Origin of the sequence: Salipaludibacillus keqinensis (assembly GCF_003226325.1) — a bacterium.
Classification (GTDB): Bacteria; Bacillota; Bacilli; order Bacillales; family Salisediminibacteriaceae; genus Salipaludibacillus; species Salipaludibacillus keqinensis.
The window spans coordinates 186596-205660 of sequence record NZ_PDOD01000005.1 but is presented as its reverse complement, the minus strand read 5'-3'; the positions used below and the strand labels follow the sequence as shown (position 1 = coordinate 205660).

Sequence of the window (19065 nt, the reverse complement as noted above, 5' to 3'; positions counted from 1 at the left end):
CCATTATTATCCAATTCTATTAAACGCTTGTTTAAAATCACCGATTAAGTCTTCTACATTTTCCAGTCCGACGGAAAGTCTTAATAATCCGTCCGTAATACCTCTTTTCGCCCGTTCATGAGGCGGCATAGCCTCGTGGGACATTTTCGCCGGATAGGAGAGAATAGACTCCACTGCCCCGAGACTAACCGCAAAAACAGGGATTTCCACGGCTTCTACCACTTTTTTAACTGCGGCCCGATCAGCGAGTTCAAATGAGAGAACCGCTCCTGCACCATCCGACTGTGACCGATTCAGTTCGTAACCGGGATGATTTTTTAATCCAGGATAGTAGACTTCCTTAACCGCCGGATGACCGGTCAACCATTGAGCAATCTTCTCTGCAGAGTCAGATGAAGCGTTCATTCTTGTATGCATTGTTTTCATCCCGCGCATGATGAGCCAGCAGTCATTTGGTCCGAGAATTGCCCCAAAGCTGTTTTGTAAAAACTTCATGCTCGCAGCTAAATCAGCCTCTTTTACCACCGCAAGTCCAGCTACCACATCGCTGTGTCCTCCGATAAATTTCGTGGCACTATGCACGACCACGTCCACACCTAAATCAAGTGGACGCTGTAAGACAGGTGTCATAAACGTATTATCAAGCACAGTCAGACAATCGTAGTCCTTAGCTAATTGAACAATCTCCCGGATCGGTGTAATCTTCATCGTTGGATTCGACGGGGTCTCCATATGAATCATCTTCGTTTCTGGCTTGATCGCTTGTTTTACTTCTTCTACGTTAGTCATATCTACAAATGTATGATCAATCCCATGACGAGTAAGTACTTCAGTTGTAAAACGAAATGTTCCTCCGTAAACATCATCAGTGATAACGAGGTGATCTCCCGTTCCAAGCATCATAAACGTAGTGGAAATCGCCGCCATACCAGATGCAAATGCAAATCCATCTGTACCATTTTCAAGTTCAGCAATCGTATCTTCCAATGCTTTTCTTGTGGGATTGCCAGATCTTGCGTAATCGTAATCACCAAAATTGTCTAACCCTTTCTGATGAAACGTCGACGCCGGCTGAATGGGAACACTCACCGCTCCTGTCGTGGCATCGGTTTTATTTTTGTGGTGCAATAATCTTGTTTGGATACTGAACTGATCGCTCATTATTTGCCTCCATTCAACTGCGCTACTTGATTTAATGCCTGTTCTATATCTTCAATTAGGTCATCTGCTGATTCGATCCCTACTGAGAAACGGAGTAGACGATTGCAAACTCCTAGAGCATTTCGAACGTCTTCAGGCACATCGGCATGCGTTTGAGTAGCTGGATAGGTCATTAAACTTTCAACCCCTCCTAAACTTTCCGCGAATGTAACCAGTTTCAGATTTTGCAAGAAAGGATTCACCCAATCTTCGTCTTTCACTCGAAAAGCCAGCATCCCTCCCCTACCTGGATAAATGACTTCCAAAATCGCAGGATGATCCTGTAAAAACTCTGCGATCTTCAAAGCATTTTGCTGGTGTTTCTCCATGCGAAGGGTCAATGTTTTCATTCCTCGCATCACAAGCCAAGAATCTATTGGAGACAAGACAGGTCCAATGCTATTGAAAAAGTAAAACAGTCGCTCAGACAGCTCTTCTCCTTTCGACACGACGAGTCCAGCAATGACATCGTTATGTCCTGATAAGTATTTGGATGCGCTGTGAATGACAATGTCTGCCCCCTCTAAAATAGGTCGTTGCAATAAAGGGGTGTAAAAGGTATTATCTACGATCAATAAAAGGTTATGTTCTTTAGCTAATTGGCTGAATGCTTGCAGATCTGCTTCGTGCATCAACGGATTTGTCGGTGTTTCAATATACAAAGCTTTTGTTTTCTCTGTGATCTTATTCTTGAAAAATTGCAAGTCACGGGCGTCTCCATATTGAAATGACAGCCCCCACCTTCGCCAACCTTCTTCAAACAGTCGGTATGTGCCCCCATATAAATCATTGGAGGATAAAATTTCATCGCCACTCTGAAATAAAGAGAGAACCACTTGAATCGCAGCCATCCCCGATGAACAGGCAAACCCTCTATCTCCCCCTTCTAGATCAGCAATCGCCTCTTCCAACAGTTGCCGAGTGGGATTGCCTGTCCTAGAATAATCAAATCCCGTAGACTGACCGATTCCCTCATGACGATAAGCTGTGGAACAATAAATCGGAGCACTTACTGCTCCTGTGGTCGAATCACTTCGATTTCCTATTTGAACGAGCTTTGTTTCCAGCTCCTGACTGTATTTACTCATTTGTCCTACCCCTTCCAGTTTAAACTGATCATGTCGATGAAAAACAAAAAACCTTCCTCTTAAAATAAGAAGAAGGTGTAATCGAATGTGTACGAGTCTCCTCCTTATCTTTACAAGCAGCATTGCCTGCAGGAATTAGCACCTGACCCTGATCGGGCTGGTTGCTGAGATATCAACGGGCCTTTCCCTCCATCTCTCACGATAAGAATATAATCTTTCCGAATATTCATTTTTTATGATTGTTCCCCATTTTAGCTGATGTTCACACGATGTGCAACTGTTTTCCGTTAATTTGTTAAAGGATTAGTTAAATCCCATGCGGCAATACCCGGCTCGAGGTTATTCGAGCCGGGTTTTTATAAGGAAGTTATTCATCATTTCAATTATAAAGTGGATCCCTCAAAGTTTCTTGGATTTTTCTCAACAACATGCTCCTTTGACAGAGCTCTTCATTTAATTACGGGAATATGAATTTCACACTCTAATTCTTCATCTAATAACTTATCAAGTGAGTAGAGCTCAATTTTAATTGGAAGGTCATCATATAAATCTACTTCTTCTGGTTTTAATGGTGTTAAACCCTTGTCCTCGATAATCTGTACAAGTTCTGTATAAGTGTCTTTAATTTGATTGTTTTTGTCATGCTTATAAATGGCGTACTTTCCTTCTGGTAAAACACATCTGGCCATGCCAGCAGGAACTTCCTCCCCTTGTTCAACTTCCCATCCTGCGTATTGAGTGAATCCACCTCTCCGATCATGGAAGGAGACCCCTATAAATTCCGTTTCATTGATTTTCCCTTTTATTTCTGTCATTCGACTTTTAACTTCCTCGATCATTTCACGCAGTTTGCCCTTACCAGCTTCTTCAAACGTCCCTTCCCACTGAACTCCAACGATTAGCCTTTCTTTCATTCCCCTTACTTTCATGAAAGTTCCCTCCTCAAAAGTTACAACTAACTTGATTATCCCATCATTATCTACTTCTTCTCCCTGCCTCAAATTCCCTTTTTTCTATATCTACTTTGAAAATAAATATTGAAATGCTCGTTATTCCTTCTGTTTGAGGAAGAATAGCGCTCTCTTCCCGCAAATAACCCTCCTATCTTTCTGAAGAATTTAAAATCATTCATCTTGGTTTTCTCCTAACCCTTTATAAATCTACCATTTTTTATAAAGGTAATTTTTTCAATTGTCAAAATTAAAAGTTTTTTGAGCAAAAAGGTTTCATTTATTTTATATCGTGGTATTATAAAGTTGTACAAAGGTTAAACACAAGTTGCACAAAGGTTTAGTGAAAAACGAACCTTAGTCATTCTTTCACGTGTTTACCAAAAAAATATTAAGGAGATGATTGGTTTGAGGAAGATGAAGTGGTTTGCATCAAGTTTAGCCGTTATGTTGGTATTAGGGATGTTCGCAGGTACAGGATTAGCTGACAGTCACGATTATGATGAAGATGCGATGGTTCGTGTTTTCCATGCTTCTCCTGATGCTCCAGAAGTTGATGTATATGTCAATGGTGAAGCAGCAGTTGAAGGTGCTGCATTCAAAGATATCACGGATTACTTAGAAGTACCCGCAGGTGATCACGATGTTGCGATCTTCCCAGCTGGTGAAGGTGGAGAAGGGGATCCTGTTATCGAAGCCACATTATCTGTAGAAGCTGGACATGCTTACACTGTAGCCGCTACAAATCTTTTAGACTCTTTAACTTTGGAAGTTATTCATGACGATAATACAGTAGATGAAGGAATGACGAAGGTTCGTGTAGGTCACTTGTCTCCAGGAGCTCCTGCTGTTGATGTTGGTCTAGTAGGTGGAGATTCTTTATTTGAAGGAGCTGAATTTTTCGCTGTTACCGATTATATGGATTTAGAGCCCGATACGTATGACTTAGAAATTCGTGCTGCTGGTACTGAAGATGCCGTTTTAGACTTATCTGGAACTGAACTTCAAGCAGACATGGTTTACTCTGCCTTTGCTGTCGGTGCAGACGCTGATGAGCTTGATGTCGTGTTAGTAGCTGACGAAGCTCACCATATGCCTTCTGAAATGCCGCAAACTGGGATGGGTGGAGCTTCACAATCTAATAACGTTCTTCCATTACTTTTAACCATCGTTGCGGGTGGAGCTGTACTAACTGTATTTTTTCGCAAAAAGCTTGTTCCACAAGCATAAACTCTTAAGATTAGGCCTCGTTGTCTCTATGACCTTCATTCTTACTGCCTGTGTCGCTGAGAATGAAAGCAGTCAGCATGACACAGACAACGAACCTCAAGTGATGGAGGTCAGCGAAACAGAGGTACTCTCTGAGGAGTTCTCTTCTGATGAACATGTAGAGAAAAATGGGGAGACGATAGAAGAAGTTGAGCAGACAGAAGAAACTACTGTAGCAGAAACGAAACCAGTAGAACCTGTTTACAGCAGTAGCTCGCAAGGAATCATTCCCTCAATGATTGAAATCCCCTCCATTGAAGTGGAAGCGGAAATCATTCATGTAGGTTTAGAAGATGATGGTGCTATGGAAGTTCCAAATGAGGGCGATCTCGTTGGATGGTTTAACCGAGGAGCCAAACCTGGTGCTAAAGGAAATTCTGTACTAGCTGGACACGTAGATGACCGGACAGGTCCTGCCATCTTCTTTGATTTAAAAGATTTAGATGTAGGCGATGATATTATTATTACGGATGAAGATGGTACGGTGCTAACTTTTCAAGTGAAAGACCGTGAAATATATCCTTATGATGATGCACCAATCGCGAAGGTGTTTGGTCCATCCTCTTCTAGAAATTTAAATCTCATTACGTGTACCGGGGAATTTGATCGAAATCAAGGAACCCACAGGGAAAGATTAGTCATTTTCACCGAATTAATTGACGAAACGCCAGCCTAAGAAGGGCTGGCGTTTTTCTTAGGAAAGTAAATGGTTATACATTAAATATAGAACTGTTTGGTTTCATATCAAACAATAAGTCATATACTTCTCATGTACAAATGCCTCCATAAGTAGCCCACTGACCGTCTATACATACTTTAGCTATTCCTTGCACATGTTCAGGTTTAGCAAACTGAATATTGATCATGTATTTCACTGCCCCCCTGAGTAGTAAGTCGCTTCGAATGTCACCATCTGATCTTGCCGATTTGGATATTTTCCAAACATATAATCTGCTGAAATATGAATTTCATCGAATCCAATTTTCATTAATATTTCTTTAAATTCATCAACTCCATACCACCTTAATGGAAACCTCTCCAACTAAAGAAGAGAAAGACTCCATTTTCGCCACTCTCACATGCGGCTCTAGCCCTCTTTTGTTACCATTTACCTTGCAGAATCTCAACATTTCTTCTGATATGTCAAAACCATCGATAGAAAATCCCGCTTCTAATAGAGGAATAAGTATTCTTCCCGTTCCTGTAGCAGGTTCTAAGATTGGACCTTCGCAACTGGCCAATCTTTCTTTGTAATATTCAACATCCCCAAAAGAATGACCAATCGGCTTATCCATATCGTACACTTCTGAAGAAAGCGAACTATAATAACTAAGCATCCTTTCACCACCCTGTCCATTTGTCATTATTTTACCATGTCCACGTTTACCGTGATGATAAAAGTGGAAAATGAATATCAACTATCTACAGGAGGTGCTCACCTATGCCATGGGATACTCATGATTACCCCGATTCTTTAAAAAACTTAGCTACACCCGTTCGAAAGAAAGCGATAGACATTGCTAACGCCATGCTAGATGAAGGGTACAAAGAAGGACAAGCCATCCCAATAGCTACCAAGCAAGCGAAAGAATGGTACGAAAATGCAACGGAAAAAGAAATAAATGAGATAAAATATAGAGGAAACGAAGAATTGAAAAAAAGAGATGATAAAGATAAACAATCTAACTCCCGCCCGGAGTTACTGGAAAAAGGAGAACACGTTTTTCCTCATGAAGAAGGATGGGCAGTTCAGGCAGAAGATGGGAAACAACCTTCAGATGTTTTTGATAAAAAGCAAGATGCTATCGAGAGGGCAAGAGAAATCGCTCAAAAGAAAGAGACACACCTCGTTATTCATAAAGCAGATGGGTCCGTCCAAGATAAACAGTCTTACGAAGAGAACAACTGATGGATCATCAAAAAAGGACCAGACTTAGGCAAGTCTGGTCCTTTTTATCGTATGATCATATGAAACTAATACATTTCTTTTGGAACTTTTAAGTACTTTTCATGAAACTGGGTCGCTGGAAGGGCCTCATCGAAATAAAAACCTTGAATCACTTTGACTCCGAGCTGCATCACTCGGTTTAATTGCTCTTTAGTTTCGACTCCTTCAGCAATTGTGCAAAAGCCAAGACGTTCAGAAAGGAATATCATCCCTCGAATGACTTCTTCATTTTTAATATCTTCCGTTATCGTGGAAATAAATGACCGATCCACTTTGACAAAGGATGGTTGAGCTTTCGTCAAATGAACAAGGGTGTTAAACCCTGTACCGAAATCGTCTAACGATAATAAAATTCCCTTTTGTTCAATATGATGGACTAACTCAGACCATGTATCTAAATCAATTTGATCCCTTTCCGTTATTTCGTAAGTAATTTTATCAGGCGGCACAGAGTAAGACTTTATCATTTTATCTGTTGTTTCTATTAATAATGGATCTTGAAATTGTTCTCCCGCAATGTTAATCGCGATATTTGTTAAGGGCGTACCGGAAGATTGCCATGCATATTGTTGTTCAAAAAGGGTCTCTAGCACCCACCAACCTATATCCGTTATCATCCCTTCCTTTTCAGCACGAGGAATAAAATCTCCTGGAAAAATCAAACCGCAGTCAGGGTGGTGCCACCGGATCAGTGCTTCAGCAACAAATAGTTTATTTTCTTTCACATGAATCTGCGGCTGATAATATAATCGAAATTCGTCTTGTTTGACGCTCTTTCTATTTCCGCCTTAAAGGCTTGATGGTCTAATCGATCAAACGGACGACTTGAAAACCTATCTGTCTCCAAAAACTACACACCTCCTGATAAACTAACAAACAACTAAAAATTCTCTTAATATGTAATCTCTTTAATTTCTTTATAGTATATTTTAACTATTTTATCTAAAGTTTGTCAGAATATCATTGATTGTTAGTTCGAATGACCGTTAGGAATTCATTGTTCGTTCAGATTGACTGGCGAGTCTGTATAACTTTTTAATATGAGGATGTTTCTAATGGGATTGTCTCCCCACTTTTTGAAAGCTGCTAGCACGGCAAAGAGAACTCACTAAACACCTAATAACTGTTGCCTTTTACGAACTATGCTCGTTGTTGTCATCTGAATCCAAATCGTTGTCTATAAAAGAGCCTCTTTTTTTCTCTGTTTTCATACCTAGTTCTTTCTTGATTGATCGTAGCTCTTCTAATATTTGTTTCGTATTCATCCAAGCAGCGATAGATCCAATGATCGCTAATAGTACAAGAATAAATAACACAGCATTTAAGAGATCGCCCAACACTCCACCTCCATTGTAAGAACCTTTTTAATCAAAACTACTTCCTCAGCATCGTCAAGTCAAATCTAGGGACAAGTCCCTCCTCTGCCGCCCGGCCCAATAATGATTCAATCGCCGCATAACCATCTTCGCCTAATTCTCTAGTAAATTCATTTACATACAGGTTTATATGAGAACGAGCCACCTCAATGGACATTTCCTGAGCATGATCCATGATATATGATGTAGACTCTTCAGGATGTTTCCAAGCATAGTCAACGGATTGTTTTACCCATTCTGTAATCTCTTCTTTCTGCCCTAACGTTCGTTTGGCGATAATTGCCCCTAATGGAATTGGAAATCCTGTATCTTCTTCCCACCAGTCTCCTAAATCAACTAACTTACTGAGACCATATTCTTTATAAGTGAAACGTGCCTCATGAATAACTAGTCCGGCATCTACTTTACCTTCTCGGACTGCAGGCATGATCTCATGAAAAGGCATCACAACGATCTCACCCACTCCTTCTGAAACCTTCTGCTTTGCCCACAATCGAAAAAGCATATAAGCCGTCGACTTGTCACTAGGAACTGCTACTGTTTTTCCTGAGAGATTCTGTGCCTCATTTCCACCATTCTTCGTCAACACTAGAGGTCCACACCCACGCCCTAACGCTCCTCCACAAGGAATCAAGGCATAGTCCTCTAGGACATAAGGTAAGGCGGCATAAGAGATCTTCATGACTTCCGGCCCTTCCAAGTCTTGTGCCCAGTAGTTCGTCTTATCAATATCAGCATAAGTCACTTGTAAATTCGGCGCCCCATCAATAAGGCCATGTACCCATGCATGAAACACGAACGTATCATTAGGACACGGAGAAAAAGCAATATTCATTTAAAAAACCTCCTTTAGAATATGGCTGACTTTCGATAAGGACGTCAGCGCTTCATTTAGTTTCCACGCACCACGATCACGAGGCCCTACGAGATTTGAAACACTTCGAATTTCCAGGCAAGGGATGGTTCTAAGGCTAGCGGCCGTAGCTACTCCTGCACCTTCCATGGCTTCAGCTGCAGCACCTTTATATTGCTCCTGCAACCGGACAAGAGTTTCGTCTGTTCCTGTGACTGTTGATAAGGTTAAAATCGGTCCTCTATGAACAGGCACGTTGGTGTTTGTTTCAATCCCTGCCACAATCTTCTTTGTCCAAGTTGTATCGCATGACCATCTGGATTGACCAAAGCCTAACTCTTCTATTGGCTTAAACCCTGTTGGAGATTCGGCTCCTAAGTCTGCTGCTATGATTTCTGAAGCAACAACAATCTCTCCAACAGTTGCTATACCAGGAATTCCACCCCCGACCCCCATATTAATGACCACATCATACGAATCCTTAGAAAGTATTTCTGCTGTTTTTGCCGATGCTGACATAGGCCCTACACCAATCGTTTCTATATGAAATCTTTCGTCATCTTTCAAGGCTGACTGTATGGCTATTTTTTCAGCTTCTACAGATGTCACAACCAAAATTTTTTTAACTACCATGTTCAAAAGCTCCCTTAAATATCATATGTTTTCCATTAGTTTATCAATCTCTGCCAAAAAACTAAAGGAAGCAGTTGGTCATGTAGAAATTAGAAGTTATTGGAATGTATAAAAAGACGTTAGAACTAATGAAACTTAGGGTAAAAGATTTAAGAGTTTGTAGTACTTTTTATGTTATAGTGATTTAGAGTGTATTTAGTTGATTCTTGAAGCATTTAGGAGGTTAAACTGTGAATGAACTGATGTATCTGTCGTTTTTTGCTGCCATTGTCTTATATATCGGCATTCGAGAGCGAAGTATGCTAGAACGCAACATAAAACGAATCCCATCTAAAATACTAGTGAACGGGGTCAGAGGGAAATCAACTGTGACTAGATTAATTATGGGAATCGTTAAAGAAAATAAACAAAGAGTCGCCGGAAAAACGACCGGAACTTCCCCACGGTTGTTTTATTGGGATAAAGAGGATGAAGAACCAATTACCCGGAGTTTACAAGGGGCAAACATTTCTGAACAAAAGATGATGGCTAAAAAAGTAGCCAGAAGAAATGTCGATACATTTGTAACAGAATGTATGGCTGTAAATCCTGAATACCAAGACATCTTCCAAGAGCGTTTTGTTCAGGCAAATATCACCATAATCACCAATGTCATGGAAGACCATTTAGATGTGATGGGTCCGACCGTTGACCAGATTGCCGAGGCGTTCGGGAGAACCATTCCTCACAACGGCTATTTAGTCATCCCCCCTACCACATACCAACGTTACTTCAAGAAAATTGCCGATCGTCGAGGAACAAAAATTGTCGTAGCCGACGCCAGTCAAATAGAAGAAAGTTATTTAACTCAATTTCCTTTTATGATGTTTGCTGAAAATGCTGCTATTGGCCTTGCTGTTGCTGACATTCTCGGGATTGATAAAGACGTAGCACTTAAAGGTATGCTCAATGCTCCAGTCGATCCAGGTGCAATGAGAGTCCACCAGTTTGGGAAACAAAAAGCTCCCAGTTTCTTTTTCAATGGATTTGCGGCAAATGATGCCACATCTACCATTAACATTTGGAATAAAATTCAGGAGCAGGACTATCCTTCCGACAATAAAGTTGTCATAATGAATTGTCGTGACGACCGAGTGGATCGTACAATCCAATTTGCTGAAGATGTCCTTCCAAAATTGAACATGGACACTCTTATTTTAGTAGGAAAAGGTGTATCACCGATTGTTAAAGCTTATGAAAACGGTCAACTTCGAGTAAACAATTTGGTCAATCTTGAAAAACAATCGACCGATAAAGTGATGGAGAAAATTAACCAACTGCCGAGAAACAGTGTAATTTATGGAATTGGAAACATTCATGGCGGCGGTGAAGAACTTGCTCATGCTATTGAACAGTTGGAGCTTGAAGAATCTATCCACTTGACTGACTATGAATCCCAAGAGACCCCAAGACGGGTATCATCTAAAGAAAAACAAAAAGCTTATGCTCAGTCACCCTCTTAAATAAAGAGGTCAATCAAGATTAGAAAGATTTATTTTAAGGATATAAGGAGTTGGCGGACACGTGTTTGGTACAGATTTATATATAGCCATAGTTATAGGTGTATTACTTTCACTGCTTTACGCAGAAAAAACGGGTATTGTTCCTGCAGGATTAGTTGTTCCAGGATACCTTGCCCTCGTATTTGATCAGGTAATGTTTGTTGTTGTTGTTGCCATGCTTAGTTTACTAACATTTTTGATTGTTACTCAAGTTATTGGTAGAATCACAGTCTTGTATGGTCGCCGTAAGTTCGCAGCCATGCTGACCGTTGGGGTGCTTCTCAAAATGGCCTTTGACTTCGGATATGGATTACCGATGGTAGGTCCCCCCTTTGAAACAATGGAACTGAGGGGGATCGGTGTCATCGTACCCGGACTGATTGCTAATTCCATTCAGAAACAAGGTGTTCTCCCAACCTTCTCATCAACGTTTGTGATTTCCTTTTTCACGTTTGTTATTATTTCAATTTATCACTTGTTTTAGAGTAGGAGCGTTTATAAATGTCTAAAGAATTAACATTTAAAGAAAAAATGAAGTTGATGCAGATCCGTCACCGGGAAAAAGCTCTTATACATTCCTTCATAGCGTTTGGCATTTTAGCGATTCCCTTTTTTGGCAGTCAGTGGTTTTATTCTGCAGACGTCCCTTCTGATACAAGACCTGACAATGTTGAATACAGAATGTCTATGGTTGGGGATATGATGATGGGCAGGCATGTGCATGATGCAGCCGTAAGAAGCGATGAGCATATTGATCGTGTGTTTAATTATGTCAGTCCCTTCTTTCATGAATCCGATTACGTGACTGGGAACTTTGAGTCTCCTATATTGGATCCAAATCATGAAAGGTATGAGGAGCCAGACGCTCCAGATTTCGCTACATTGAAGTCTGATTCGGAATTATATAATAAAGACATTCACCTTTATGCTGAACCTTGGGCAATTGAAGCCCTTGAAAACGCAGGTTTCGATAGTGTTAGTCTCGCCAATAACCATACCCTTGATTATGGAGACTTGTCTCTGAACGATACACTAGAACATTTTGCTGATTCTCCAATACAAACTCTTGGAATCGGTGATGCTATCAATCTATCTGAAGACGAGAGAGAGGCCGGTGCGGTTGACGCAGCCGACGTGTCTTTCTTCGATATTAATGAGGATACTAGAGTGGGTATTATTGGGTTTACTGAAGTAAGAGTACGAGGTTTTGACGCAAGAGAATATGTAGGCGGAGTTTTAAGTTTTTATGAAATAACTGAGGTTCGAAATAGGATTGAGCAGGCTAAACTTTCTGAAGAAGAAGGTGGCGGAGGGGCAGATATTGTTATGGTCCATGCTCATTGGGGAGACGAATATCAAGTAGGATATAATGATAACCAAGAAGAGTATGCTCAATATTTTACGAATGCTGGAGCAGATATCATTATCGGCCATCACTCTCATGTTCTTGAACCTATTACAACTGTGACTAGTAGTCTCGATGAAAACCATAAATCTATTGTAATGAACAGCTTAGGTAACTTTGTTTTTGACCAAGGGTGGACGAGAACAAAAGAATCAACATTAGCTCAGCTCGACTTTTTAGACGACGGTTCGAAGCAGCTGTCTTTCATTCCGATGACTATAGCAGACAGCCAACCTCGTGAAACATCAGGCTTGACGAAGTCCTATCAAGATTTCCGAATCTTCCGTACGTTAAGGAAAGAATTGGAAAATAACGAGTGGTCTGTGGAAGATGGGCGATTAATTATCGATTTGGATGAAGCTGGTATTTTGGAAGGAGTGGACCTCACATCATGAATTACAAAGGGTATTTGAAAGTCACTCACCTTCTAGCAGGAGTTATCTTTATCGGTTTAGTAGCTTGGAATCTCTATTTCGAAGGGGAATTTGATCAATATCGCGAGCCTTATTCAGGAAGTGATTTTCAAGATCGCCAAGTCGATTCGGTTAGTGTCGGGCAAGATACGTCAGAAAACGTAAACAACAATAATGCAGAGAACAATTCGAATTTAAACAATGATGAAGAAGCAGCGATAGAGGAAGAACGGGTTGGTGTTTACGGTGTCAGCTCAATCCATCCACTTGCAGCCGATATTGGTATGAAAATTATCGAAGACGGTGGAAATGCCGTTGATGCTGCCGTGGCTGTATCCTTTATGCTTAATGTCGTTGAGCCTTATGGTTCTGGTATTGGCGGAGGCGGTCTCATGCTCGTTCACGATCCAGAGCAAGGCGCCGTCACGTATGATTATCGTGAAGCTGCACCTCTAAGCGGAGGTCAATCCTTTGCTGTACCTGGTTTAGTAAAAGGAATGGAAAAGGTTCATCAAGAACTTGGTTCTGGACATGAAAATGCTAGTTGGGATTCTTTGCTTGCTCCTGCGATCGAAGCGGCAGAAGAAGGGTTTCAAGTGGGCGAGGTTTTACACGAGCAAATAGCTAACTCCACTAGATATGTACAGTTCGATGAGGAAGATGCTCATATTAGAGAATTATACTACCCTGAAGGTCAAGCGATCCAAGTGAATGACACCTTAGTACAACAAGAGCTTGCTGATACATTAGCAGTTATTCAAGAGAATGGGGCGGCAGGTTTCTATGAAGGAGAAATAGGAGATATTTTACAAAATAGATTTGAATTTACTTCTGAAGACCTCACCTCCTATGAAGCTCAAACGACAGAGACTGTATCTGCTGAATTAGGTAGTCAAATTGTCCATGGCGGTCCTTCGCCTTCTTCTGGAACGGTCGTCGTACAGGCCTTGCAAATGGCTGATCAATTTGACTTGCAGCAAGTATTAACTGATGAAGAGTACACTGAACTTCAAGAAAAATTAACTGAAGATGGGATCACGGATAGAGATGCACAGCTAGGTGATCTAATGAACTACGAAGAACACCAACATCAATATATCCACCTGATCACTGAAATTACGAGAGCGACTTATTCAAGTAGATTAGACACGTTAGGTGACCCTGAGTTTGAAACAATCGACCACTCTGAGTTTACCACGAACGAAACGGTTGAAACTCTGTTGCAGCAAATTTACGATAACAATAATCAAGCGTCAGCTGGAGAAACTGCTCATTTATACGATTCTCCTGGAGAGCAAAAAGATTCTAGACTGACAACTCACTTTGTCATTGTGGACAAAGAAGGCAGGATGGTTTCAGCAACACATTCTCTCGGACAATTTTTCGGTGCGGGACGATATAAGAATGGGATTTTCATCAATAGTCAAATGGAAAACTTTAGTGATAATCCAGAATCTCCTAATTCTTACGAACCTGGTAAACGTCCTCGAACGTTCGTGGCTCCAATGATCTTTGAAGAACAAGATCAAGCCGTTCTTGGTATTGGTTCACCAGGTGGACGACGTATTCCTGCTATGGTCTTCCAAACAATCATGCGCTACCAGCATGGACTGAATGAAGATCAGGAAACCTTGAGTTTACAAGAAGCGATTCAGAACCCTCGTTTCTATACGGAAGATGGCGTTGTTCACGTGGAAGCAAGATTAGAAGAGGAAGTGACTACCCTCTTAAGAGGCATGAACTATTCCGTACTCGAGCATGGTTCTCCTCTATTCTATGGAGGGATTCAAGGTCTTGGTGTTGTTCTTGATGAGAATGGCCGTGTAGAAGGTATGTATGGCGGCGGTGATCCTCGCAGACGAGGGTCATGGCAAATTGAAGTAGAAGAATAATTATTATATATGATAAACCCCGCTATGAGATTTCATAGCGGGGTTTATTGTATTCATCCAATTTAAACACTACCTTGAAGATACCGTTTATAGCTTACATAATTTTTATTTCTCCATACAAATCAGCTTTTCCTGAGGGAAAGTGACATAACATCGATCGCCGACTTTCCATCGTAGATTTGCCTCTTCTTGATTAACTTCCTCAATGTGTACTGAAAGGCTACCAACGCGCACTGTATGTTTAAAAGATTTAACTCCTTCGGTTATATGTAGAATTTCTCCAGGAAAACAGTTATCGTCAGTGCCTTTCCAAGTCGTTATTCTGACGTCGTCACTACGAATCCCGATATGAGCGAGGTTTTCTACTTTTTGCTTCTTTAACTGAAAAATATGTCCATGTGTATTTACCTTGATCGATAATCCTTCTTTTTCCCAAGAGGAGACCTTAAATACGTTCTCACAGCCAACAATTTCTGCAGCTTTCTTAGATGCAGGAATCTTTAACACGTCTCTTCGATCCCCTTTTTGAATGACCTCTCCCTCATTCAACAGCATGATTGAATTGCACATGCGAAAAGCTTCTTCAATGTTGTGGGTAACGAGAAGCACTACACCGTGGAACGTTTCATCAATGATTCTTCGCAAATCTTCCTCTAACGAATGACGTATATGTTGATCTAATGCTGAGAACGGTTCGTCTAATAGTAAAAGTTGTGGTTCGGTAATCATCGATCTGGCTAAGGCAACTCGCTGCTGTTGACCCCCTGACAACTTGGATGGATGACGATCTTTATACGTTTCAAGTTGAATCGTCTTCAGCCATTTTTCTACCCGTTGGTTCTTCTCGTGTTTAAGCATCCCTTTTAAACCATAGGCAATATTTTGTTCGACGGTGAGGTGAGGAAACAAGGCGTAGTTTTGAAACAAATAACCTACTTTTCGTTGTTGTGGTTTCCAGAACGTCCGGCCAGAATCATACCACGTTTGTTGATTCATGGTTATCTTCCCTTTATCCGGCTTCATAATTCCTGCTAGAGATTGAAGGGTTAGCGACTTGCCGCATCCAGATGGGCCAAGTATTCCAGTAATCCCTGGATTCGCTTGAAATTCAATATTTAATTGAAAGGAGTTGTATGATTTCTTTATGTTTACATCTAGCATGAGGTATCATCCTTGTATCACTCTTTTTTCCAAACGGTTAATAAAGTACAGAATCGTCAAAGAGACGAATGTCATAATTAAGACGAGTGTATTGGCTAGTGCCCGATCTCCTGCTAAGAGAGCATCATATATGGCAATAGGCATGGTCATCGTTTCATTTGGAATGCTTCCTGCTATCATTAGCGTTGCCCCAAAATCGCCTAAAGCTCTTGCGAAAGTGAGAGTAATTCCAGCTACAATCCCTCTCCACGCTAATGGCATCATAATTGTAAAAAAAATGTTTAGCTTCGTTCGACCAAGAATCTCCGCTGAATGAATAAATTCTGGCTGGATTGAGGCAAAAGCGGTCTTTGATGATTTAATCATAAAAGGAATTGAGACGACAAGAGCGGCTATCACAGCCCCCGTCGGTGTAAATACAATGGTCATTCCAAAATATTCTTCAAGAAACCTACCTATAGGGCTATTCCTGCCAAGTAACACAAGCAAATAATAGCCAAGAACGGTCGGTGGAAGAACAATCGGAAGCGTGATAATCGTATCCACTATATCAGACAGTCGAGACTTGGATCGATTTAAGTAATAAGCGATAGGTAAGCCAATAATAATAGCCAAAATTGTAGCAGTCAATGAAACTCGCAGGGACAAGAACAATGGGAATAAATTAATCTCTCCCATTTGTTATTGTTCCCCCGGCACGACAAATCCGTACTTTTCCATAATCTCTTTTCCGCTGCCTTCCTGAATGAAAGCAATGAATTCTCGCCCCTCTTCTTCATGCTCTGTTCTCTCGATTACACCAATGGCCTGCTCCAATGGTTCATGCAACTCCTCCTCTAACAACGTGAAAGAAAGCTCGTCTTGTTGTGCTTTAAATAAAGATAAAGCTATAATTCCGACTTCTGCATTCCCTGTTTCCAATTGAGTCAGCGCATCCGTAATATTTCTGCCTAAAACTAACTTCCCTTCTACCTCTTCCCAAACCTTAGCAGATTGCAATGCCTGCTTCGCTGCTAAACCATAGGGAGCATGATCAGGATTGGCAATCGATATATGTCTAATTTGATTAGAAGTTAATTCTTCTATCGTATCTATATGTATATCTTCATCCTTCATAGAGGCGAGTCCAATTCTACCAAAGGCATAGGTTTGCTTGGAATCTTCCAAGATATCACCACTTTCCACTAACCTGTCAATAAAAGATACATTGGCGGCCGCAAATACGTCAAACGGCGCACCGTTTTCTATCTGATCAGCAAGTTGTCCTGTAGAACCAAATGAAAAATTAACTGAAACACCACGTTCCTCTTCAAATAAATCAGCTATTTCATTGAACGCCGGCACTAAGTCAGACGCGGCAGCAACGGTAATGTCAGTTGATTCTGTCTCCGATTCAGCGCACCCGGTCATAATCCCTACTAGAACCAAACCAGAAAATAATAATTTGTTCAATTTGATACCTCCACTACCATTTCTCTCTCTTCTCTTTGTTAATTATATCATGAGAATTGATCGTCTCCCATTTCCTCACATAATCAAGTATTACAATAAATCGAATTTATCCCATTATCGTCTTTCACTACAGTGTAATTTTGAGATTGTTGTTTAAAATAACTCATTTTCGGTTACCCCATAGTGTATAGAGGAATGACTGAAAATAAGGAGGACGTATGTATGCTTTTAAAATACTTTTATGATGATGCATTGGCTCAAGCTTCTTACATGGTAGGCTGTCAAAAAACCGGTGAAGCAGCGATCGTTGACCCATCAAGAAACATTGATGCTTATTTCGACACAGCTGAAAAAGAAGGATTAACGATTACGAAAGTCTTAGAAACACATATTCATGCAGATTTCGTATCCGGGTCTCGTGAGTTAGCCGAACGTGCATCGGCCACAATCTATTATTCATTAGAAGGTGAAGGAGACAGCAGTGCGGAGTATTCATTTGACTCTTCCCTTTCAACACATGGAGTTCGTGATGGCGACGAAGTGAAGATTGGAAACGTCACCTTTAATGTCCTTCATACACCAGGACACACTCCCGAACACGTTAGTTATTTGTTAACCGATGGTGCAGCGTCAGACCATCCACTGGGAATGTTTACCGGAGACTTTATTTTTGTAGGTGATGTCGGGCGCCCAGACCTATTAGAAAAAGCAGCAGGAGTGAAGGATTCAGCTTCTAAAGGTGCGAAAGATATGTTTCATTCTATTGAAAAAGCGAAAAAAATGGATCCAACCCTTCAAATATGGCCAGGACACGGTGCTGGAAGTGCTTGTGGAAAATCGTTAGGATCTATTCCAACGACAACACTCGGCTACGAAATAAACACAAATCCTGCGTTTCAATTTGATAACGTAAACAGCTTTAGTGACTTTTTATTAGATGAACAACCAGTGCCCCCGGCCTATTTCGCAATCATGAAAAAAGTAAATAAATATGGGGCTCCACTCCTTCGGGATCAAAGAACGCCTCTCCGATACGGGAGCAATGTAAAGAAGATCAAGCAAGTATTAGATAGTGACACGACCGTTGTCGACTCCCGTAGTAAAGAGTCTTTTGCACAATCTCACATTCCAGGTACGCTTAACATTGCCTATGACTCATCTTTTACGAACTGGATCGGATCTTTAATTTCATATGATAAACCATTGTTTTTCATCGCTGAACCTGAACATTTCCCTCAGATTGTGGAAGCAATGAACGCCATTGGTTTAGACACAACTGAAGGATTTTTCACTCCATCGATTGTGGAAAGCTTTGAGAAAGAGCATGGAACCGACCAATATGACGTCATCTCCCCTGAAACAGCCATGAACATGCAAAAAAATGGCGATCTTCAGATTCTCGATGTGCGAGAAGACCACGAATTTGAAGCTGAGCATGTAAAAGACGCCAAGCACATGGTATTAAATCACTTACCAGAAAAGGGCGATCAACTGGCTGATCACACAATGGCTTTATATTGTGGCTCAGGAGCCCGTTCGGCCATTGCTACAAGTATTTTAAAAAGCAAAGGATACGATGTTAAAAATATCAAAGGTGGATTTATGCGTTGGAAAAAAGAGGAGTTACCTACTGAGTCATAACTCGCTGCTTAATAAGGCTGTCTGATTTCAGACAGCCTTATAACCAGGGGGACTATAACCAGGGGGACGGTTCTTGCGGTTAAAGTGCAGCACCTACGTAGCGCGTGACCCAATGGATCAAGACGAAAATATGATTAATCAAGAGGAAATAAAATTGCTAAATTAGAGGGCGCCCCAAAAGGTTTTACTTTTGGGGCACCCTCTTACATTTTTCAGACAAATATATTTTTTAACCTGATGGAT

General features: G+C 41.0%; 19 protein-coding genes, 1 pseudogene and 1 riboswitch. Of the genes and pseudogenes, 8 read left to right on the top strand and 12 right to left on the bottom strand.

The window, feature by feature from the left end:
• Nucleotides 1-6: 6 nt before the first annotated feature.
• The 3 genes from metC to CR194_RS17745 form a co-directional block, all read right to left on the bottom strand.
• On the bottom strand, nucleotides 7-1164 hold the full coding sequence (metC, locus tag CR194_RS17755) for a cystathionine beta-lyase (RefSeq protein WP_110611531.1): 1158 nt from the start codon (nucleotides 1162-1164) through the stop codon (nucleotides 7-9).
• On the bottom strand, nucleotides 1161-2288 hold the full coding sequence (locus CR194_RS17750) for a methionine biosynthesis PLP-dependent protein (RefSeq protein ID WP_110611529.1): 1128 nt from the start codon (nucleotides 2286-2288) through the stop codon (nucleotides 1161-1163). Before CR194_RS17750 ends, metC begins: the two co-directional genes overlap by 4 nt.
• Before the next feature lie 101 nt (nucleotides 2289-2389).
• Nucleotides 2390-2496, bottom strand: a riboswitch (SAM riboswitch).
• A 241-nt stretch (nucleotides 2497-2737) separates the two neighbouring features.
• Nucleotides 2738-3217, bottom strand: a complete 480-nt coding sequence (locus CR194_RS17745) for a GyrI-like domain-containing protein (protein WP_110611527.1) — start codon at nucleotides 3215-3217, stop codon at nucleotides 2738-2740.
• A gap of 438 nt (nucleotides 3218-3655) precedes the next feature.
• On the opposite strand from CR194_RS17745, the gene CR194_RS17740 reads away from it, so the two are divergent.
• Both CR194_RS17740 and CR194_RS17735 read left to right on the top strand, forming a co-directional pair.
• Nucleotides 3656-4468, top strand: coding sequence for a DUF4397 domain-containing protein (locus tag CR194_RS17740; protein ID WP_110611760.1), 813 nt, complete (start codon nucleotides 3656-3658; stop codon nucleotides 4466-4468).
• A 28-nt stretch (nucleotides 4469-4496) separates the two neighbouring features.
• Nucleotides 4497-5183 (top strand): class F sortase, encoded by a 687-nt coding sequence (locus tag CR194_RS17735; RefSeq protein WP_233254412.1) that lies wholly within the window; start codon nucleotides 4497-4499, stop codon nucleotides 5181-5183.
• 195 nt (nucleotides 5184-5378) lie between these two features.
• Here CR194_RS17735 and CR194_RS17730 read toward each other — a convergent pair.
• A pseudogene (locus CR194_RS17730) lies at nucleotides 5379-5844 on the bottom strand (class I SAM-dependent methyltransferase).
• Between the two features lie 104 nt (nucleotides 5845-5948).
• Here CR194_RS17730 and CR194_RS17725 point away from each other — a divergent pair.
• Complete coding sequence (locus CR194_RS17725; protein WP_110611523.1) at nucleotides 5949-6416, top strand: DUF2188 domain-containing protein; 468 nt, start codon at nucleotides 5949-5951, stop codon at nucleotides 6414-6416.
• 65 nt (nucleotides 6417-6481) lie between these two features.
• Here CR194_RS17725 and CR194_RS17720 read toward each other — a convergent pair whose 3' ends face one another.
• The 5 genes from CR194_RS17720 to CR194_RS17705 all read right to left on the bottom strand — a co-directional run bounded on the left by CR194_RS17720 (nucleotide 6482) and on the right by CR194_RS17705 (nucleotide 9317).
• The gene (locus CR194_RS17720) at nucleotides 6482-7180 is read right to left on the bottom strand and encodes an EAL domain-containing protein (RefSeq protein ID WP_233254411.1); all 699 of its coding nucleotides are present in this window, start codon (nucleotides 7178-7180) and stop codon (nucleotides 6482-6484) included.
• Complete coding sequence (locus tag CR194_RS20765; protein WP_269845729.1) at nucleotides 7177-7302, bottom strand: hypothetical protein; 126 nt, start codon at nucleotides 7300-7302, stop codon at nucleotides 7177-7179. The genes CR194_RS17720 and CR194_RS20765 overlap by 4 nt, the downstream gene beginning before the upstream one ends.
• A gap of 286 nt (nucleotides 7303-7588) precedes the next feature.
• Nucleotides 7589-7792: a hypothetical protein gene (locus CR194_RS17715; RefSeq protein WP_110611519.1), complete on the bottom strand. Its 204-nt coding sequence runs from the start codon at nucleotides 7790-7792 to the stop codon at nucleotides 7589-7591.
• 37 nt (nucleotides 7793-7829) lie between these two features.
• Nucleotides 7830-8666 carry a 1,4-dihydroxy-6-naphthoate synthase gene (locus CR194_RS17710; protein ID WP_110611517.1) on the bottom strand — a complete coding sequence of 279 codons (837 nt, stop codon included), beginning with the start codon at nucleotides 8664-8666 and terminating at the stop codon, nucleotides 7830-7832.
• Nucleotides 8667-9317 (bottom strand): futalosine hydrolase, encoded by a 651-nt coding sequence (locus CR194_RS17705; protein ID WP_110611516.1) that lies wholly within the window; start codon nucleotides 9315-9317, stop codon nucleotides 8667-8669. It lies immediately after the preceding gene.
• A gap of 242 nt (nucleotides 9318-9559) precedes the next feature.
• Here CR194_RS17705 and pgsB point away from each other — a divergent pair, with 242 nt between their 5' ends.
• From pgsB to CR194_RS17685, 4 genes are all read left to right on the top strand, one after another.
• Nucleotides 9560-10819 carry a poly-gamma-glutamate synthase PgsB gene (gene pgsB / locus CR194_RS17700; RefSeq protein ID WP_199228204.1) on the top strand — a complete coding sequence of 420 codons (1260 nt, stop codon included), beginning with the start codon at nucleotides 9560-9562 and terminating at the stop codon, nucleotides 10817-10819.
• Nucleotides 10820-10880: 61 nt separating this feature from the next.
• A complete protein-coding gene (pgsC, locus tag CR194_RS17695; RefSeq protein ID WP_110611512.1) occupies nucleotides 10881-11342 on the top strand; it encodes a poly-gamma-glutamate biosynthesis protein PgsC in 462 nt (153 codons plus the stop codon).
• Between the two features lie 17 nt (nucleotides 11343-11359).
• A complete protein-coding gene (locus tag CR194_RS17690; protein WP_110611510.1) occupies nucleotides 11360-12658 on the top strand; it encodes a CapA family protein in 1299 nt (432 codons plus the stop codon).
• Nucleotides 12655-14568: a gamma-glutamyltransferase family protein gene (locus CR194_RS17685; protein ID WP_110611508.1), complete on the top strand. Its 1914-nt coding sequence runs from the start codon at nucleotides 12655-12657 to the stop codon at nucleotides 14566-14568. The genes CR194_RS17690 and CR194_RS17685 overlap by 4 nt, the downstream gene beginning before the upstream one ends.
• 105 nt (nucleotides 14569-14673) lie before the next feature.
• Here the strand turns inward: CR194_RS17685 and CR194_RS17680 are convergent, their stop codons facing one another.
• Genes CR194_RS17680 through modA form a run of 3 tightly spaced genes read right to left on the bottom strand, consistent with a single transcriptional unit; the run spans nucleotide 14674 to nucleotide 17181 of the window.
• Complete coding sequence (locus tag CR194_RS17680) at nucleotides 14674-15729, bottom strand: sulfate/molybdate ABC transporter ATP-binding protein (protein WP_110611506.1); 1056 nt, start codon at nucleotides 15727-15729, stop codon at nucleotides 14674-14676.
• 6 nt (nucleotides 15730-15735) lie between these two features.
• On the bottom strand, nucleotides 15736-16407 hold the full coding sequence (gene modB / locus CR194_RS17675) for a molybdate ABC transporter permease subunit (RefSeq protein ID WP_110611504.1): 672 nt from the start codon (nucleotides 16405-16407) through the stop codon (nucleotides 15736-15738).
• A gap of 3 nt (nucleotides 16408-16410) precedes the next feature.
• Entirely contained in the window at nucleotides 16411-17181 is a 771-nt protein-coding gene (gene modA / locus CR194_RS17670; protein WP_110611503.1) for a molybdate ABC transporter substrate-binding protein, read from the bottom strand.
• 222 nt (nucleotides 17182-17403) lie between these two features.
• Between modA and CR194_RS17665 the strand changes: the two genes are divergently transcribed.
• Nucleotides 17404-18822 carry an MBL fold metallo-hydrolase gene (locus CR194_RS17665; RefSeq protein ID WP_110611501.1) on the top strand — a complete coding sequence of 473 codons (1419 nt, stop codon included), beginning with the start codon at nucleotides 17404-17406 and terminating at the stop codon, nucleotides 18820-18822.
• Nucleotides 18823-19065: the final 243 nt, after the last annotated feature.

What these genes read in the sequence shown, in the direction of transcription:
- CR194_RS17745 (WP_110611527.1), bottom strand. Translation starts at nt 3,217, where the DNA reads ATGAAAGTAAGGGGAATGAAAGAAAGGCTAATCGTTGGAGTTCAGTGG.
- CR194_RS17750 (WP_110611529.1), bottom strand. Translation starts at nt 2,288, where the DNA reads ATGAGTAAATACAGTCAGGAGCTGGAAACAAAGCTCGTTCAAATAGGA.
- CR194_RS17735 (WP_233254412.1), top strand. Translation starts at nt 4,497, where the DNA reads ATGACCTTCATTCTTACTGCCTGTGTCGCTGAGAATGAAAGCAGTCAG.
- CR194_RS17725 (WP_110611523.1), top strand. Translation starts at nt 5,949, where the DNA reads ATGCCATGGGATACTCATGATTACCCCGATTCTTTAAAAAACTTAGCT.
- modB (WP_110611504.1), bottom strand. Translation starts at nt 16,407, where the DNA reads ATGGGAGAGATTAATTTATTCCCATTGTTCTTGTCCCTGCGAGTTTCA.
- CR194_RS17685 (WP_110611508.1), top strand. Translation starts at nt 12,655, where the DNA reads ATGAATTACAAAGGGTATTTGAAAGTCACTCACCTTCTAGCAGGAGTT.
- CR194_RS17705 (WP_110611516.1), bottom strand. Translation starts at nt 9,317, where the DNA reads ATGGTAGTTAAAAAAATTTTGGTTGTGACATCTGTAGAAGCTGAAAAA.
- CR194_RS17680 (WP_110611506.1), bottom strand. Translation starts at nt 15,729, where the DNA reads ATGCTAGATGTAAACATAAAGAAATCATACAACTCCTTTCAATTAAAT.
- CR194_RS17740 (WP_110611760.1), top strand. Translation starts at nt 3,656, where the DNA reads ATGAAGTGGTTTGCATCAAGTTTAGCCGTTATGTTGGTATTAGGGATG.
- CR194_RS17690 (WP_110611510.1), top strand. Translation starts at nt 11,360, where the DNA reads ATGTCTAAAGAATTAACATTTAAAGAAAAAATGAAGTTGATGCAGATC.
- CR194_RS17665 (WP_110611501.1), top strand. Translation starts at nt 17,404, where the DNA reads ATGCTTTTAAAATACTTTTATGATGATGCATTGGCTCAAGCTTCTTAC.
- pgsB (WP_199228204.1), top strand. Translation starts at nt 9,560, where the DNA reads ATGTATCTGTCGTTTTTTGCTGCCATTGTCTTATATATCGGCATTCGA.
- CR194_RS17710 (WP_110611517.1), bottom strand. Translation starts at nt 8,666, where the DNA reads ATGAATATTGCTTTTTCTCCGTGTCCTAATGATACGTTCGTGTTTCAT.